This window comes from Demequina iriomotensis, from assembly GCF_000971395.1.
Taxonomy (GTDB): Bacteria; Actinomycetota; Actinomycetes; order Actinomycetales; family Demequinaceae; genus Demequina; species Demequina iriomotensis.
In genome coordinates this window covers 18,222-34,964 of record NZ_BBME01000017.1, presented here as the reverse complement: position 1 = coordinate 34,964, position 16,743 = coordinate 18,222, and the positions used below count along the sequence as shown (strand labels likewise).

Genomic DNA, 16,743 nt, shown 5'->3' with positions numbered 1-16,743 from the left:
ATTGTCGCCATGGCTTTGACGGCACAGGTGAAGGACGAGCTCGCACGGGTCCCGCTCGAGAAGGTCTCCGCACGCAAGGCGGAGATCGCGGCGACCCTCCGATTCGCGGGCGGTCTGCACATCGTCTCCGGACGGATCGTCATCGAGGCCGAGCTCGACACGGCCGCCGCCGCGCGCCGCCTGCGCGGGTTCATCCACGAGGCCTACGGGCTCGGGTCGGAGATCATCGTCGTGTCGGGGGGCGGGCTCAAGAAGGGCAACCGCTACGTGGTCCGCGTGGTCAAGGAGGGCGAGTCGCTCGCGCGCCAGACCGGTCTGCTCGACCACCGCGGGCGGCCGGTCCGCGGCCTCCCGCCGCATGTGGTCGGCGGCGCGATCGAGGACACCGTCGCCGCGTGGCGCGGCGCGTTCCTCGCGCACGGCTCGCTCACGGAGCCGGGCCGCTCGTCCGCGCTCGAGGTGACGTCGCCCGGCCCCGAGGCGGCCCTTGCGCTCGTCGGCGCCGCCCGCCGGCTCGGCATCGGCGCGAAGTCGCGCGAGGTGCGCGGCGTGGACCGCGTGGTGATCCGCGACGGCGACGCGATCGCCGCGCTGCTCACGCGTCTCGGCGCGCACGAGTCGGTGCTGGCGTGGGAGGAGAAGCGCACCCGGCGCGAGGTACGCGGCACCGCGAACCGGCTCGCGAACTTCGACGACGCGAACCTGCGCAGGAGCGCGCGGGCCGCGGTCGCGGCGGGCGCGCGGGTCGCGCGGGCCTTCGAGATCCTCGGCGACGATCTCCCGGAGCACCTGCGCGAGGCGGGCGAGCTGCGCCTCGCCAACCGCGAGGCCTCGCTCGAGGAGCTGGGCAAGCTGGCCGACCCGCCGCTCACCAAGGACGCCGTGGCGGGACGCATCCGGCGTCTGCTCGCCACCGCCGACAAGCGCGCGGAGGAGCTGGGGATCCCGGACACGGAGGCCGGCATCAACCAGGAGCTCCTGGACGACGAATAGCGGCCTGTGAACGGTCTCACCTGGGACTTCTGTCCGCTGGGACGGTCCCGAGAATCGTTGTAGGCTCATCAGCAGTGGCCCGCTCCCGAGCGGCGTCCGGCGCACGTAGCGGTGCGCACCTCACAACATCCACAACCGCGTCGCCCCGGCGGCGCACCGGAGGAGACACACTGTGACCATCAAGGTCGGTATCAACGGCTTCGGCCGCATCGGACGTAACTTCTTCCGCGCCGCGCGCGAGCTCGGCTTCGACTTCGAGGTCGTCGGTGTGAACGACCTCACCGACAACCACACCCTCGCGCACCTCCTCAAGTACGACACCGTCCTGGGCAAGTTCCCGGGCGAGGTGACCTACGACGACGAGAACCTCTACGTGGACGGCAAGGCGATCAAGGCGCTGGCCGAGCGTGACCCCGCCAACCTCCCCTGGGGCGAGCTGGGCGCCGACATCGTCATCGAGTCGACCGGCTTCTTCACCGACGCCGAGAAGGCCAAGGCGCACATCGCCGCCGGTGCGAAGAAGGTCATCATCTCCGCCCCCGCGAAGAACGAGGACGCCACGTTCGTCATCGGTGTGAACCACACCGACTACGACCCGGCCGCGCACCACGTCATCTCGAACGCCTCGTGCACCACCAACTGCCTCGCGCCGTTCGCCAAGGCGCTCAACGACGCGATCGGCATCGAGCGTGGCCTCATGACCACGATCCACGCCTACACGGGTGACCAGAACCTCCAGGACGGCCCGCACAAGGACCTCCGCCGTGCGCGTGCCGCCGCCCAGAACATCGTCCCCACCTCGACCGGTGCGGCGAAGGCCGTGGCGCTCGTGCTCCCCGAGCTCAAGGGCAAGCTGGACGGCTTCGCGATGCGCGTCCCCACGATCACCGGCTCCGCCACCGACCTCACCTTCGAGGCGTCGCGCGAGACCACCATCGAGGAGGTCAACGCCGCGATCAAGGCTGCCGCCGAGGGTCCGATGGCCGGCACGCTGTCCTACGTCGAGGACGACATCGTCTCCTCGGACATCATCGGCGACTCGCACCAGTCGATCTTCGACGCCAAGCTCACCAAGGTGAACGGCTCGACGGTCAAGGTCGTCTCCTGGTACGACAACGAGTGGGGCTACTCCGCGTCGCTCGCCAAGCTGACGAACTACGTCGGCGAGCGCCTCTAAGCACTCCCGATGTGAACGCAACGACGGCCGCGCACGCTCTGACGTGTGCGGCCGTCGTCGCGTCACCCTCGCTTCTCCCTTCCGCTCATCTAGGACAGGAACACTGATGAAGACCATCGACTCGCTGGGTGACCTCAGCGGCAAGAAGGTGCTGGTCCGCTCGGACCTCAACGTCCCGCTCGACGGCACCACCATCACCGACGACGGCCGCGTGCGCGCCTCGGTGCCCACCATCCAGAAGCTGCTCGACGCCGGCGCCGCGGTCATCGTCACCGCGCACCTCGGCCGCCCCAAGGGCGAGCCGGAGGCCAAGTACTCGCTCGCGCCCGCCGCGGCCCGCCTCGCGGAGCTGCTCGGCAAGCCCGTGACGCTCGCCGAGGACCTGGTCGGTCCGTCGGCCAAGGCCGTCACCGACGCGCTCGAGCCCGGCCAGGTGGCCATGCTCGAGAACGTGCGCTTCGACGCGCGCGAGACCTCGAAGGTCGACGAGGAGCGCCAGGCGCTCGCCGCGGAGCTCGCCGCGTTCGCCGACGCGTTCGTCTCGGACGGCTTCGGCGTGGTCCACCGCAAGCAGGCGTCGGTCTACGACGTCGCTCAGGTGCTTCCCGCCGCCGCCGGCACGCTGGTCGAGAAGGAGGTCGTGTCGCTGGGCAAGGCCGTGACCGACCCCGCGCGTCCCTATGCCGTGGTGCTCGGCGGCTCGAAGGTCTCCGACAAGCTCGGCGTCATCGCGAACCTGCTGACCAAGGCGGACCGCCTGCTCATCGGCGGCGGCATGGTCTTCACCTTCCTCGCGGCCAAGGGCTACGAGGTCGGCACCTCGCTCCTCGAGGCCGACCAGATCGACACCGTCAAGGGCTACCTCACGACGGCGGAGGAGAACGGCGTCGAGATCGTGCTCCCGACCGACATCGTCGCCGCGGACAAGTTCGCCGCGGACGCCGATGCGCTCGTGGTCGCCGCGGACGCCATCCCGGCGGACCGCATGGGCCTGGACATCGGCCCCGACTCGGCCGCGCTGTTCGCGTCCAAGCTCGCCGACGCCAAGACCATCGTCTGGAACGGCCCCATGGGCGTGTTCGAGATGGAGGCCTTCGCGGCCGGCACCAAGGCCGTCGCTCAGGCGATGATCGACTCCGACGGCTTCTCTGTCGTCGGCGGCGGCGACTCGGCCGCGGCCGTGCGCCTGCTCGGCTTCGACGAGGCCGGCTTCGGCCACATCTCGACGGGCGGCGGCGCGTCGCTCGAGCTGCTCGAGGGCAAGGTCCTGCCGGGCCTCGCCGTTCTGGAGGACTGATACCCATGGCACGTACCCCCCTGATCGCGGGCAACTGGAAGCTCAACCTCGACCACCTCGAGGCGACGCACACCGTCCAGAAGCTCGCGTGGCTGCTCCGCGACGCCAAGCACGACTTCTCCGAGGTCGAGGTCGCCGTGCTGCCGTCGTTCACGTCGCTGCGCTCGGTGCAGACGCTCGTCGACGCCGACCAGCTCGAGCTCAAGTACGGCGCGCAGGACATCTCCGCGCACGTCTCGGGCGCCTACACCGGCGAGGTGTCGGGCACCCAGCTGTCGAAGCTGGGCGTCTCCTACGTGGCCGTGGGCCACTCGGAGCGCCGCCAGTACCACGGCGAGACCGATGAGGTCGTGGCGACCAAGACCAAGGCGGCGTTCGAGCACGGCATCGTGCCGATCGTGTGCGTGGGCGAGGGCCTCGACATCCGCAAGGAGGGCACGCACGTCGAGTACACGCTCGCGCAGGTCGACGGCGCGCTCGAGGGCCTGCCCGCCGACAAGGCCAAGGACGTCGTCATCGCGTACGAGCCCGTCTGGGCCATCGGCACCGGCGAGGTCGCGACCCCGGCGGACGCGCAGGAGGTCTGCGCGGCCATCCGTGGCCGCATCGCGGAGCTCTACGACGCCGAGCTCGCGGACGGCGTCCGCGTCCTCTACGGCGGCTCGGTGAAGTCCTCGTCGATCGCGCAGCTCATGGCCGAGCCCGACGTCGACGGCGGGCTCGTCGGCGGTGCGTCGCTCGACCCGGAGGAGTTCTCCAAGATCGCGCGCTTCAAGCAGCACAACGTCGCGTAAGCGACATTCGCGACAACGGCGGGGCCGGTCCGGAATCGGGCCGGTCCCGCCGTGTTCGTCGCGTATCCTTGTGAGCGCAATCCATCATCTGGGAGAACCGTGGACATCCTCGAGACCATCCTGTGGGTCATGCTCGTCGTGACCTCGCTGCTGATCATCGCCCTGGTGCTCGTGCACCGTGGCCGTGGCGGCGGCATCACCGACATGTTCGGCGGCGGCCTCGCGTCAGGCGTGCAGTCGTCTGCCGTGGGTGAGCGGAACCTCACGCGCATCACGTGGGGCCTCGCCATCGCCTGGGGTGCGGTCGTGGTCCTGCTGGGCCTCGTGTCCCGGTTCTCGATCTAAGCAACGGAGGTCGCACCCATGGCAGGGGGCAACGCCATCCGAGGCTCGCGCGTCGGCGCTGGGCCTATGGGAGAGGACGAGCGCGGCGAGTCCGCGCCTCGTCAGGTCGTCTCGTACTACTGCGCGAGGGGTCACATCACCTCGCCGAGCTTCGCGGTCGGTGACGACCAGGAGATCCCCGTCGAGTGGGACTGCCCGCGCTGCGGGCTCCCCGGCGGGCTGGACCCGGAGAACCCTCCGGAGCCGATCCGCAACGAGCCGTACAAGACGCACCTCGCGTACGTGAAGGAGCGTCGCTCCGACGACGAGGGCAAGGAGCTCCTCGACGAGGCGCTCGCCGCGTTGCGGGCGCGTCGCGGCGACCTCGCGGTCGCGGAGTAGAGAACGCCTCGCCAGGGCCGGTCTCCCACATGGGGGCCGGCCCTGTCGCGTCGCTGGGCGGGGAATGCGCGAGGACGCCCGTGCGTAGGAGAGAGTGGGACCCGGGTCCCCGAGCTGAAGGAGAGAAGATGCAGATCGAGATCGAGTACTGCGTGCCGTGCGGCTACCTGCCGAAGGCGACCGCCGCCCAGACGCGCCTGCTGGAGGAGTTCGGCAACGCGCTCGCCGGCGTGACCCTGAAGACGGGCCGCAAGGGCGTGTTCACGTTCCGTGCGGACGGCGAGGAGATCTACGCGAAGCCCGCGGAGTTCGACATCGAGGGCATCGTCGCGACGGTGCGGGAGAAGCTGCCGGTGCGCGAGGGCGTGGACGCCGAGGGCCGCGACCTGCTCATGGGCAAGCGCCACTGACCCCACCCCCCGCTGACACCGGCAACGGATCTCAGCGCGACACGCCGGTGACGGGCCCCGAAACGGGCCGGTGGCCGGCGTGTCGCCTTCGATTCCGTTGGCAGTGTCGCGCGCGGGGGAGGGCGGGTCAGACGGTTGCGACCGCCTCCGCGTCGACCAGCCACAGCGTCTCAGAGGTCCCGCGGACCGCGGCGGCGGGCAGCGTGAGGTCGCCATGGAGCGACCGGGCGACCACCTCGGCCTTCGCGGCGCCCGCCGCGACCACCCACACGCGCTTCGCGCGGACGATGCTGTCGAGGGTGAGGGACACGCGCGTGGGCGGCGGCTTGGGGGAGTCGTGCACCGCGATCGCCTCCCCGCCCCGCGCCTCGTAGCCGGCGTGCCCGGGGAACAGCGAGGCGACGTGGCCGTCGGGACCCATGCCGAGCATGAGCACGTCCCATGCGGGCGTGCCAGCGTCGGCGATATCCGCGGCGTAGGCGGCGGCGGCGTCCTCGGCGGTCGGGAAGGCGGAGGACGCTCCCATCCGGTGGATGTTTTCCTCGGGCAGCGGCAGGCCCGCGAGCAGCGCGGCCTGCGCCTGGCCCTCGTTGCGGTCGGAGTCGCCGGCGGGGACGAAGCGCTCGTCGCCCCACCACACGTGGACGCTGGTCCAGTCGATCGAGGCGGCCAACGGCGAGCGCGACGCCGCCGCGAGCGTCGCGATGCCGACCGTGCCGCCCGTGAGGACCACATCCGCGCGCGCCTGCGTCGACAGCGTGTCGACGAGGGCGAGCAGCAGCCGCGCTGCCGTCGCCTCCGAAAGCGCGGCGGCGTCCGCGTGGACCACCACGCGTGCGTTCCCGGTCACAGCGGGACCGCGGTGTCGGTCGCGAAGGCCGCGAGCACCTCGCCGTAGACGGCGTCCGCGTCGAGGCGGCGCAGCTCCTCGGCCAGCGCCTCCTCGAGCGAGCGCGCGGGCAGCGCGATCTGGTGGTCGGGCTGCCCGGGCTGGCGGATGGTCGCGTTGTGGCCGTCGGGACGGGAGATCTCGATCGGGCCGGACGGCGTCTCGAGGACCACGTTCTCGAGCGCGGCGACCGAGTCGTCGTACGTCGCCTCGATCTCGCAGCCGAGCGTGTGGCGCAACCACGCGCCGAGCAGCAGGATCGACGGGCTGTTGGTGTCTCCGTGCAGGCGAGCGAGCGTGACCTCGGGCACCTTGACCTGGTCGAGCGCCGCGGCCATGAGCGCGCGCCACCGCGTGAGGCGCGTCCACGCGAGATCCGTGTCGCCCGGGCGGTAGCAGTGGGACAGGCCCAGCAGCACGCCGGCGGGGTCCGCCTCGCCCTTGGTGTCGGTGATCCGGCGCTGCGCCATGCGGCCGAGCGCGCGCTGACCGAGGTCCGAGGGCACTCCCGCGGGCCACCACACCACGATGGGCGCGTCGGGCAGCAGCAGCGGCGTCACGAGCGTGTCGTCGTGGCCGATCTGGTCGCCGGACGGTCGCAGGACCACCACCTCGGACGCGCCGGCGTCGCCGCCGACGCGGATCTCCGCGTCGAGGCGCGCCTCGGGGGCGCTCCCCGGGGAGATGACGATGATGCGGCACGGGTGCTCGCGTGAGGCGACGTTCGCGGTCGCGATCGCCTGCTCCGCATCGGCGTCGGTCGCGTCGATGACGAGCGTCATGACGCGCGCGAGCGTGATGACGCCGCCGTCCTTGCGCGAGTCGACCAGGCGCTTGTTGATCGCGCCGGTGGTGGTGTCGGGCAGCTCGATGATCATGGGCGCCTCCAGACGCGTCCGTCGCGGGCCATCATCTCGTCGGACCCGGGCGGGCCCCAGGTGCCCGAGCGGTACGGCTCGGGCTGGCCTTGGGTCTCCCAGAACTCGGTGATGGGGTCGAGGATCTTCCAGGACAGCGCCACCTCCTCCTGACGGGGGAACAGCGGCGGGTCGCCCAGGAGGACGTCGAGGATGAGTCGCTCGTACGCCTCGGGCGAGCTCTCGGTGAACGCGTTGCCGTACGCGAAGTCCATCGTCACGTCGCGGACCTCCATGGCCGTGCCCGGCACCTTGGAGCCGAAGCGCAGCGTCACGCCCTCGTCGGGCTGGACACGGATCACGAGCGCGTTGGTGCCCACGTCGGAGCCGCTGATCTCCTGGAAGTACGGCGAAGGCGCCTTCTTGAACACCAGCGCGATCTCGGTGACGCGGCGGCCCAGACGCTTGCCCGCGCGCAGGTAGAACGGGGTGCCGGCCCAGCGTCGGTTGGGCACGTCGAGGCGGATCGCGGCGTAGGTCTCGGTGATCGAGTCGGGGGAGATGCCGTCCTCGTCGAGGAAGCCGCCCACCTGCTCGCCGCCGCGCCAGCCCGCGGCGTACTGGCCGCGCGCCGTGCCCTCGCCCAGGTCGTCAGGGAGGACCACGGAGCGGAGCACCTTCTCCTTCTCCATGCGGAGGTCGTCGGCCTCGAAGGACGCGGGCTCCTCCATCGCGGTGAGCGCGAAGAGCTGGAGCAGGTGGTTCTGGATGACGTCGCGTGCGGTGCCGATGCCGTCGAAGTAGCCCGCGCGCGAGCCGATGCCGATGTCCTCGGCCATGGTGATCTGCACGTGGTCGACGTACTGCGAGTTCCACACGGGCTCGAACAGCTGGTTCGCGAAGCGGATCGCCAGCAGGTTCTGGACGGTCTCCTTGCCCAGGTAGTGGTCGATGCGGAACACCGAGTCGGGCGGGAACACCTCGGACACGACGGCGTCCAGCTGCTCCGCGGACTCGAGGTTGTGCCCGAAGGGCTTCTCGATGACCACGCGGCGCCACGTGTCCTCCCGCGGCGCGGACAGGCCCGACTCGCGCAGCTGCGTGATGACCTGGGGGAACGCCGACGGCGGGATCGAGAGGTAGAAGGCGTGGTTGCCACCCGTGCCGCGCTCCCGGTCGAGCGTCTCCACGGTCTCGCGCAGCCGTGCGAACGCCTCCGGGTCGTCGAACGTGCCCTGGACGAAGCGGATGCCCTCGGACAGCTGGCGCCACGTCTCCTCGCGGAACGGCGTGCGCGCGTACTTCTTGACCGAGTCGTGCACCACCTGCGCGAAGTCCTGCTCGTCCCAGTCGCGCCGGGCGAAGCCGGTCAGCGCGAAGGCCGGGGGCAGGAGGCCGCGGTTCGCGAGGTCGTACACGGCCGGCATGAGCTTCTTGCGGGCGAGGTCGCCCGTCACACCGAACATGACGAGGCCGCAGGAGCCGGCGATGCGGGGCAGGCGACGGTCGCGCGGGTCGCGCAAGGGATTGTTCACTCGAGAGACCTTCCAGGGGGGACATCGAAGGGGCGGCAGCGATGCTCCGGCCATCCTATGGCGACGGCACGATGCGCGGGCGCCACCTGGTGAGACGCCCACCCTCCCTGACAGCCACAACGGAATCCGGCCCGACACGCCGGCGTGACCGGCGCATCGTGCCCGAGTCCACGGCGTGTCGCCTCGAACTCCGTTGTCAGTGTCGGGCGGCGGGGGGAGGGGTGGGACGCGGAAGGGGGCCTCGGCCGCAGCCGAGACCCCCTTCCGGTAGGGACGATGCGTCAGCCAGCGGCCGCGATCGACTCGCGGGCGACCGCGGCGACGTTCTCCGCGTTGAAGCCGTACTTCTTGAGCAGCAGCGCGCCGTCCGCGGACTCGCCGAAGTGGTCGACCGACACGGTGCGACCCGCGTCGCCGACGACCTCGCGCCAGCCGAGGGCCGAGCCGGCCTCGACGGACACGCGCGCCTTGAGGGCGGCGGGAAGCACGCTCTCGCGGTACTCGGCGTCCTGGCGGGCGAAGCGCTCACGCGACGGCATGGAGACCACGCGGGCCTTGACGCCGTCGGCCGCAAGGAGCTCGCGCGCCTCGACGGCCACCGAGACCTCCGAGCCGGTGGCGATGATGACCACGTCGGCGTCCTCGTCGGCGCCCGCGAGCACGTACGCGCCCTTGAGGACGCCCTCGGTCGAGGTGCCCTCGAGGACCGGGAGGTTCTGACGCGACAGGATGATCGCCGAGGGGCGGTCCGTGGTCTCGAGGATCGCCTTCCACGCCGCCGCCGTCTCGTTCGCGTCCGCGGGGCGGATCACGTCGAGGCCGGGGATCGCGCGGAGCGTCGCGACGTGCTCGATGGGCTGGTGCGTCGGGCCGTCCTCGCCCAGGCCCACCGAGTCGTGCGTCCACACGAACGTGGTGGGGATCTGCATGAGCGCGGCGAGACGGACCGAGGCGCGCATGTAGTCGGAGAACACCAGGAAGGTGCCGCCGTACACGCGGGTCAGGCCGTGCAGCGTGATGCCGTTCATGATCGCGCCCATGCCGAACTCGCGGATGCCGAAGTGCAGCGTGCGGCCGTACCACTGGCCGTCGGGGTACGAGTGGGTCGAGCGGCGCGGCGGGAGGAACGAGGGCTCGCCGTCCATCGTGGTGTTGTTCGAGCCGGCCAGGTCGGCCGAGCCGCCCCACAGCTCGGGCAGCACGGGCGCGAGCGCCGTGAGCACCTTGCCGGACGCGGCGCGCGTCGCGACCTTGGCGCCGGGCTCGAAGGTGGGCAGCGCATCGTCCCAGCCCTCGGGGAGGGAGCGGGTGACCAGGCGCGACAGCAGCGCGGCGCGCTCGGGGTTCTCGGCCTCCCAGCGCGAGAACTGGGCGTTCCACTCGGAGTGGGCGGCCTGGCCGCGCTCCTTGACCTGGTGCATGTGGGCGAGGACCTCGGGCTCGACCGCGAAGGACTGCTCGGGGTCGAAGCCGAGCACCTCCTTGAGGCCCGCGACCTCGGCGGCGCCGAGCGCCGAGCCGTGCACGCCGCCCGAGTTCTGCTTGGTGGGCGACGGCCAGCCGATGATGGTCGACAGCGCGATGATCGAGGGCTTGCCGGTCTCGGCCTTCGCGGCCTCGATCGCGTCGAAGAGGGCCTGCGGGTCCTCCTCGTAGCCGCCGTCCTTGACCCACGAGACGGACTGGGTGTGCCAGCCGTAGGCCTCGTAGCGGCCGAGCACGTCCTCGGTGAACGAGATGTCGGTCTCGTGCTCGATCGAGATCTTGTTGTCGTCCCAGATGACGATGAGGTTGCCCAGCTCCTGCGTGCCGGCGAGGGCCGAGGCCTCGTGCGCCACGCCCTCCTGGAGGCAGCCGTCGCCGGCGATGACGTAGACGAAGTGGTCGAACGGCGAGGTGCCGGGGGCCGCGTCGGGGTCGAGCAGGCCGCGCTCGCGGCGGGCCGCCATAGCCATGCCCACGGAGGAGGCGATGCCGGTGCCCAGCGGGCCGGTGGTGATCTCGACGCCGTCGGTGTGGCCGTACTCGGGGTGGCCCGGGGTGAGCGAGCCCTCGGTGCGCAGCGCCTTGAGGTCGTCGAGGCCCAGGTTGTAGCCCGAGGCGAAGAGCTGGAGGTAGAGCGTCAGCGACGAGTGGCCGGCGGACAGCACGAACCGGTCGCGACCCAGCCAGTGCGAGTCGGACGGGTCGTGGCGCATGACGTTCTGGAAGAGCAGGTACGCGGCGGGCGCCAGCGAGATCGCGGTGCCGGGATGGCCGTTGCCGACCTTCTCGACGGCGTCGGCGGCGAGGACGCGAAGCGTGTCGACTGCGCGACGGTCCGTGTCGGTCCAGTTGATGGTCACAGGTGTCTCCCTCGACTGTTGGCGGGTACGCGGGCCAGCCTACCTGTGCGTCATAGCTTTGTAGGACGTTCACATTGCGTTGATCCGCCCTGGGACCGAGGTCGCGGTGTGGCGGCGCCGATGCGGGGTTACCGTCGAACGGAGGGGACAAGGACACCGATCGGGGAGGCCCGCATGCCGGAGACGCCCGGCGGATGGTTCGAGCTGCTGCTCATCTTCATCCTCGTGTCGTACCCGATCGTCGGCGGCCTCGGCTTCCTGGTGTCGAGCTTCTACTACCGCGTGCTGTCGGAGAGGCGTGACAGGCCCCGGCCCCTCGAGCACGGCGAGCCGTTCGTCACGATCCTGATCCCGGCGCACAACGAGGAGGCGTCGATCGAGGGCACCATCCGCTACCTCGTGGGGACCCTCAACTATCCGCCGGACAGGTACGAGATCATGGTGGTCGACGACGCCTCGACCGACCGGACGGCGGAGATCCTCGTCGCGCTTCAGGAGGAGTTCGACAACCTGCGGACCGTCACCATCGTCAACAACCGCGGCAAGGCCCACGGCCTCAACTGCGCGCTCGCGTACGCCAAGGGCGACTTCCTGCTCTGCAACGACGCCGACACCAAGCCCAACCCGGACGCGATCTGGCAGTACCTCAGCTACTTCGAGCGCGAGGGCGGGCACAACCTGGGGGCCGTGACGGGCAACATGCTCGCGGCCAACCGCACCACGCTGACCGCCGAGGCGCAGCAGAACGAGCTCAACTCCATCATCGGCCTCATCAAGCGCGGCCAGCTCGCCTACGGCGCGCTGTTCGCCTTCTCCGGCGCCAACACGATGTACCGCCGGCAGGCGGTGCTCGACATCGGCGGGTGGCATGCCGAGCAGCCCACGGAGGACATCGCGATCGCGTGGGACATGCAGACCGCCGGGTGGCGGGCGACGTTCGCGCCCCACATCAGGTTCTTCCTCGACGTCCCCGAGCAGCTGCGCTCGCTGGTGAAGCAGCGGCATCGGTGGTCGGCGGGCGGCGTCCGCGTGCTCGCGAGCAAGGGGCCCAAGCTTCTCAAGCATCCGCTGCGGAACTTCCGCATGATGCCGGTGGTCGCGGACTACACGATCTCGGTGGTGTGGAGCCTGATCTACTGGATCACCCTCGCGATCTTCCTCCTCACCCAGGGTTTCTTCGCCGTCTCCGGCGACTGGGAGAGGTTCTGGCACACCTGGTACATGGCCGGCATCTTCGTCTCCCTGCAGATGGTGATCGGGCTGGCCCAGCTCACGCTCGCCTCGCTCTACAACGATCGGGGGAGGACCCTCAAGTACGTGGCGTTCGGTCCGCTCTACCTGCTCGGCTACTGGATGGTGAACACCTGGACCGTCGCCTGGGAGCTCATCCCGTCGCTCGCGAAGACGTGGTCCCAGCGCGACGGCGGGACGTGGAAGTCCCCGGAGCGATCGTCCAGCCTCCAACAACCTCACGAGACGCCGGGAGGGACGTCATGACCGAGGGTCGCGACTACAGGTTGCACACGGTCGACGAGAGAGAGGTGACCGTCGACTGGTTCTTCACCCGCTGGCGCAGCCTGCGACCCGTCGGGCAGCTGCTCGCGGTGGTGGCGACCTGGATCCTCGCGCTGCTGCCGATCGTCATCACCGCGTCCTCGCTCTACTACCGCGACGATCCGGACCGGGGGTGGTGGGGCTACCACGAGGGCTTCGTCATCTGGGAGGTCGCGCTGAGCTTCCTCGCGCTGATCCTCGTGTTCTACCTGGTCTTTTTCCTCGTCCTGCACATCGTCGACCGCGTGCAGGCGAAGCGCCGCGCGCGCATCACCACGTACGACGAGGAGCGCCTGGCGCTCCGGCTCGAGCTCGCGGGCGACTGGTACGCCGAGAAGTTCGGCCCCGAGGAGCTGCGCCACGCGCAGCGGGCGATCCGCGTCGAGGGCCACAGCGACATCGAGACCTACGAGCTGCGCAGCCGCTACCGCACCTACGGGGTGGACTGATGGCGCTGTCTCGGGAGGACCAGGCCGTCGTCGCGGAGATGGAGCAGCGCCAGCTCCATCTCAAGCGACGCCAGCGCGCGACATCCTCGATGCAGTTCGAGCTCAAGCGCTACGAGACGCTCGTCGTCGCGGCCGTGGTCGCGGCGGTGGTGGTGCTCGACGTCGCGCTCTACGCGGCGGCGGTGTCGACCTTCCCCACGCGTCCCGCGTGGTGGCTGCTGGGGCTCGTGAGCGTGGCCGTCGCCGGCGCGCTCGGGGTGACGGCGGGCCGCGAGCTGCTGCGACGCCCGTGGGGCCGGCGGCTGGTGGCGCGCAAGGCGCAGCGGCTCCGCGACAAGTACAGCGGCGACCTGCACGCGGGGCGCCGGTGGCTCGAGTTCTACTACCGTGACGAGGACGTCGCGGCGTACGTCCCTCAGATCCTCTCCTTCATCGAGACGGGCCGCTTCGACTCGGTGGGCGAGGCGCTCGCGTACGCCAAGGAGACGAGCCGTCGCAAGGGCGACATCTTCGCGGACCGGGCGGCGGCGCTCTTCGCGGACGTCGCGAGCCGTGCGTCGGTCCTGGTGCTCTCGAGCGTGGACGACGACGGCCAGCCCGTGAGCCGGCTCATGCGCTTCGTCACCACCGACCGTCCCGGCACCTGGTACGTGACGCGCTCGCCGCAGGGGACCAAGGAGGGTGAGCTCGACACGGGCCGCATCGCCGTGGTGACGGTCCCGACGGACGCCGGCGCGACCATCACGAGCACGCGGGCGAGCATCCGGCGCGCCGAGGTCGCGTTCGCAGACGTGGCCGCGCTCTTCGACGCGCGCGTGCCCGGCTTCAGCGACGGCATGACCGAGGAGGAGGCGGCCCTCGAGGCGGTCTACGAGCTGACGATCGAGGACGCCACGGTCGACACCTGGAGCGAGCGGGTCGGGCTTCATCCGACCGGGTGAGCGTCCCCGCGCCACGGACCCTGGTCCCGGTCCGCGCGGCTACACTTGTCCGCATGCCGATCGCCACCACCGAGGCCCATGCCGCCGCGCCCGCCGCGGCCTCCCGCTCGGTGGCGTCGGTGGTGCGCGCGTACGTCGCGCTGACCAAGCCGCGGATCATCGAGCTGCTGCTCGTCACCACCATCCCGACCATGGTGCTCGCCGCCGACGGCTGGCCGTCGCTGGGGCTCCTGGTGGGCACCCTCGTGGGCGGTGCGCTCTCGGCGGGCGGCGCGCAGGTGTTCAACAGCTACCTCGACCGCGACATCGACGCGGTGATGAAGCGCACGCGCCGGCGCCCGCTCGTCACCGGCGCGGCGTCGCCGCGCGGCGCGCTCATCTTCGCGTGGGTGCTGTCCGTGGTCTCGACCCTGTGGTTCTGGCTCGTGGTCGGCTCGCCGCTCGCCGCCGTCCTCAACGTGGTCGCGATCTTCGGCTACGCCGTGGTCTACACGATGATCCTCAAGCGCCGCACCGCGCAGAACATCGTGTGGGGCGGCATGGCGGGCTGCATGCCGGTGCTGATCGGCTGGGCGGCCGTCACGCAGGAGCTGTCCTGGACGCCGTTCCTGCTGTTCCTCATCATCTTCTTCTGGACGCCGCCGCACTACTGGCCGCTGTCGATGAAGTTCAAGGGCGACTACGAGCAGGCCCGCGTGCCGATGCTCCCCGTGGTCGCGCCCGTGCGCAAGGTCGCGATCGAGATGGTCGGCTACGCCGCCGCGATGGTCGCGACGAGCCTCGCGCTCGCGTGGGTCGCGGGCATGACGTGGGTCTACGTCGCCGCGGCTGCCGCCGCCGGCGCGTGGTTCCTGTGGGGCTGCGTGTCGCTCTACCTGCGCTCCAGCCGCGGCGAGGAGCGGCTCAAGGAGATGCGCCTGTTCCACGCGTCGATCACGTACCTGTCGATCGTGTTCGCCGCGATCATGGTCGATCCCTTCCTCACCGACGTCCTCGCGGTCCGCTGAGGATGCTGACGCGGCAGCGTGACGCCTATCTGGCGCACGTCGCCGTGGAGCGCGGGCTGAGCCCGAACACCGTCGCCGCGTACCGCCGCGACCTCGACCGCTACGTCTCCTTCCTGGGCTCGCGCGGTCTCGACGATCTCGCCGAGGTCGCGAGGGAGGACGTCGCCGCGTTCGCCCAGGCCGTCAGCTCGGGCGAGGACGGGGGCCGGGCCCTGGCCCCCGCATCGGCTTCCCGCACCGTGGTCGCGGTGCGCGGCTGGCATCGGTTCGCGGTGCTCGAGGGCTGGACCCAGGCCGATCCGTCGGCCCAGGTCAAGCCGCGCGCGATCCCCAAGCGCCTGCCCAAGGCGATCAGCACCGACGAGGTCGCCCGCATCCTGGGCCAGGCCGGCGCTGGCGACGGGCTCGCCCCGCTGAGGGACCGCGCGCTGCTCGAGCTCGTCTACGCCACGGGCGCCCGCATCTCGGAGGCCGTCGGCCTCGACGTCGACGACGTCGAGCTCGCGGCGGGGGAGGAGGCCGTGCTGCTCCGCGGCAAGGGACGCAAGGAGCGCATCGTCCCGGTCGGCGGCTACGCCGTCGAGGCGCTCGAGGCCTACCTGGTGCGTGCCCGCGCGCCGTACGCGCAGGCGGGCGCTGGCACCGCGGCGCTGTTCCTCAACACGCGCGGCGGCCGGCTGTCGCGACAGTCCGCGTGGGCGATCCTCCGCTCGGCGGCCGAGCGCGCGGGGGTCGACGACGTCTCGCCGCACACCCTCCGTCACTCGTTCGCGACGCACCTGCTCAACGGCGGCGCGGACGTCCGCGTGGTGCAGGAGCTGCTGGGCCATGCGTCCGTCACGACCACCCAGATCTACACGCTCGTGACCCGCGACACGCTGCGCGAGGTGTATGCCGCCACGCACCCGCGCGCCCGCTGAGGACCGTCCTCGCCGGGCGGTAAGGTTGGCGCGTGACCGAGTTCCCTGCACCCGAGCCCCTTCCCAGCCACGGTCCCGCGCGCGTCGTCGCGCTGTGCAACCAGAAGGGCGGCGTGGGAAAGACGACCACGTCGGTCAACCTCGCCGCGGCCCTCGCGGAGTACGGGCGCAAGGTCCTCCTCATCGACTTCGACCCCCAGGGCGCGGCCTCCGCGGGCCTCGGGATCAACGCCGACGCGCTCGACCGCACGGTCTACGACCTCCTCATGGAGACGGGCGTCTCGACGCGCGAGGTCATCCTCGAGACCAAGGTGCCGGGGCTCGACCTCCTGCCCGCGAACATCGACCTCTCGGCGGCCGAGGTCCAGCTGGTCGGCGAGGTGGCGCGCGAGAGCGCCCTCGCGCGTGCGCTGCGCCCGGTCCTCGACGACTACGACGCGATCCTCATCGACTGCCAGCCGTCGCTCGGCCTGCTCACTGTCAACGCGCTCGTCGCGGCGCACGGCGTGGTGATCCCGCTCGCGTCCGAGTACTTCGCGATGCGCGGCGTCAAGCTCCTGGTCGACACCATCAACAAGGTGCAGGACCGTCTCAACACGCGCCTCACCATCGACGCGATCGTCCCCACGCTGTACGACGGCCGCACCCTGCACGCGCAGGAGGTGGTCGAGCGCGTGCGCGACGCGTTCGGCGACCGGGTCACCGACACGATGATCCACCGCACCGTGAAGTTCCCCGATGCCACCGTCGCGGCCGAGCCCATCACGTCGTTCGCCCCCGCGCACGCCGGCGCCGAGGCCTACCGTCAGCTCGCGCGCGAGCTCGTGGCGCGCGGGGTCGCCGCGTAGC

Annotated in this window: 17 protein-coding genes; 13 read left to right on the top strand and 4 right to left on the bottom strand. The window is 71.0% G+C overall.

Annotated elements, in window-relative coordinates:
* Positions 1-9: 9 nt before the first annotated feature.
* The 7 genes from whiA to AOM09_RS11885 all read left to right on the top strand — a co-directional run bounded on the left by whiA (position 10) and on the right by AOM09_RS11885 (position 5,397).
* The gene (gene whiA, locus AOM09_RS11915; RefSeq protein ID WP_062388734.1) at positions 10-993 is read left to right on the top strand and encodes a DNA-binding protein WhiA; all 984 of its coding nucleotides are present in this window, start codon (positions 10-12) and stop codon (positions 991-993) included.
* Between the two features lie 172 nt (positions 994-1,165).
* Positions 1,166-2,170, top strand: coding sequence for a type I glyceraldehyde-3-phosphate dehydrogenase (gene gap, locus AOM09_RS11910; RefSeq protein ID WP_062388731.1), 1,005 nt, complete (start codon positions 1,166-1,168; stop codon positions 2,168-2,170).
* A 106-nt stretch (positions 2,171-2,276) separates the two neighbouring features.
* Positions 2,277-3,467, top strand: coding sequence for a phosphoglycerate kinase (locus tag AOM09_RS11905; RefSeq protein WP_062388728.1), 1,191 nt, complete (start codon positions 2,277-2,279; stop codon positions 3,465-3,467).
* 5 nt (positions 3,468-3,472) lie between these two features.
* Positions 3,473-4,261: a triose-phosphate isomerase gene (tpiA, locus tag AOM09_RS11900; protein WP_062388727.1), complete on the top strand. Its 789-nt coding sequence runs from the start codon at positions 3,473-3,475 to the stop codon at positions 4,259-4,261.
* Positions 4,262-4,360: 99 nt separating this feature from the next.
* The gene (gene secG / locus AOM09_RS11895) at positions 4,361-4,606 is read left to right on the top strand and encodes a preprotein translocase subunit SecG (protein WP_062388724.1); all 246 of its coding nucleotides are present in this window, start codon (positions 4,361-4,363) and stop codon (positions 4,604-4,606) included.
* Between the two features lie 18 nt (positions 4,607-4,624).
* On the top strand, positions 4,625-4,987 hold the full coding sequence (locus AOM09_RS11890) for an RNA polymerase-binding protein RbpA (protein ID WP_062388722.1): 363 nt from the start codon (positions 4,625-4,627) through the stop codon (positions 4,985-4,987).
* Positions 4,988-5,115: 128 nt separating this feature from the next.
* Entirely contained in the window at positions 5,116-5,397 is a 282-nt protein-coding gene (locus tag AOM09_RS11885) for a SelT/SelW/SelH family protein (RefSeq protein WP_062388720.1), read from the top strand.
* Between the two features lie 127 nt (positions 5,398-5,524).
* On the opposite strand, the gene pgl is transcribed toward AOM09_RS11885, so the two are convergent.
* The 4 genes from pgl to tkt form a co-directional block, all read right to left on the bottom strand.
* Entirely contained in the window at positions 5,525-6,247 is a 723-nt protein-coding gene (pgl, locus tag AOM09_RS11880) for a 6-phosphogluconolactonase (RefSeq protein ID WP_062388717.1), read from the bottom strand.
* Positions 6,244-7,164, bottom strand: a complete 921-nt coding sequence (locus AOM09_RS11875; protein ID WP_062388716.1) for a glucose-6-phosphate dehydrogenase assembly protein OpcA — start codon at positions 7,162-7,164, stop codon at positions 6,244-6,246. The genes pgl and AOM09_RS11875 overlap by 4 nt, the downstream gene beginning before the upstream one ends.
* On the bottom strand, positions 7,161-8,732 hold the full coding sequence (zwf, locus tag AOM09_RS11870; RefSeq protein ID WP_062388714.1) for a glucose-6-phosphate dehydrogenase: 1,572 nt from the start codon (positions 8,730-8,732) through the stop codon (positions 7,161-7,163). Before zwf ends, AOM09_RS11875 begins: the two co-directional genes overlap by 4 nt.
* 227 nt (positions 8,733-8,959) lie before the next feature.
* Positions 8,960-11,023: a transketolase gene (gene tkt / locus AOM09_RS11865; protein WP_062388711.1), complete on the bottom strand. Its 2,064-nt coding sequence runs from the start codon at positions 11,021-11,023 to the stop codon at positions 8,960-8,962.
* Positions 11,024-11,197: 174 nt separating this feature from the next.
* Here tkt and AOM09_RS11860 point away from each other — a divergent pair, with 174 nt between their 5' ends.
* Genes AOM09_RS11860 through AOM09_RS11835 form a run of 6 tightly spaced genes read left to right on the top strand, consistent with a single transcriptional unit; the run spans position 11,198 to position 16,742 of the window.
* Positions 11,198-12,520, top strand: a complete 1,323-nt coding sequence (locus AOM09_RS11860; protein ID WP_062388709.1) for a glycosyltransferase family 2 protein — start codon at positions 11,198-11,200, stop codon at positions 12,518-12,520.
* Positions 12,517-13,026, top strand: a complete 510-nt coding sequence (locus AOM09_RS11855) for a hypothetical protein (RefSeq protein ID WP_228375134.1) — start codon at positions 12,517-12,519, stop codon at positions 13,024-13,026. The genes AOM09_RS11860 and AOM09_RS11855 overlap by 4 nt, the downstream gene beginning before the upstream one ends.
* Positions 13,026-13,967: a hypothetical protein gene (locus AOM09_RS11850; RefSeq protein WP_062388707.1), complete on the top strand. Its 942-nt coding sequence runs from the start codon at positions 13,026-13,028 to the stop codon at positions 13,965-13,967. Before AOM09_RS11855 ends, AOM09_RS11850 begins: the two co-directional genes overlap by 1 nt.
* Before the next feature lie 53 nt (positions 13,968-14,020).
* On the top strand, positions 14,021-14,974 hold the full coding sequence (locus tag AOM09_RS11845) for a heme o synthase (protein WP_082099110.1): 954 nt from the start codon (positions 14,021-14,023) through the stop codon (positions 14,972-14,974).
* A gap of 2 nt (positions 14,975-14,976) precedes the next feature.
* Positions 14,977-15,894 (top strand): site-specific tyrosine recombinase XerD, encoded by a 918-nt coding sequence (gene xerD, locus AOM09_RS11840; RefSeq protein ID WP_062388704.1) that lies wholly within the window; start codon positions 14,977-14,979, stop codon positions 15,892-15,894.
* A gap of 32 nt (positions 15,895-15,926) precedes the next feature.
* Positions 15,927-16,742 (top strand): ParA family protein, encoded by an 816-nt coding sequence (locus AOM09_RS11835; RefSeq protein ID WP_062388701.1) that lies wholly within the window; start codon positions 15,927-15,929, stop codon positions 16,740-16,742.
* The last annotated feature ends 1 nt before the right edge of the window (position 16,743 follow it).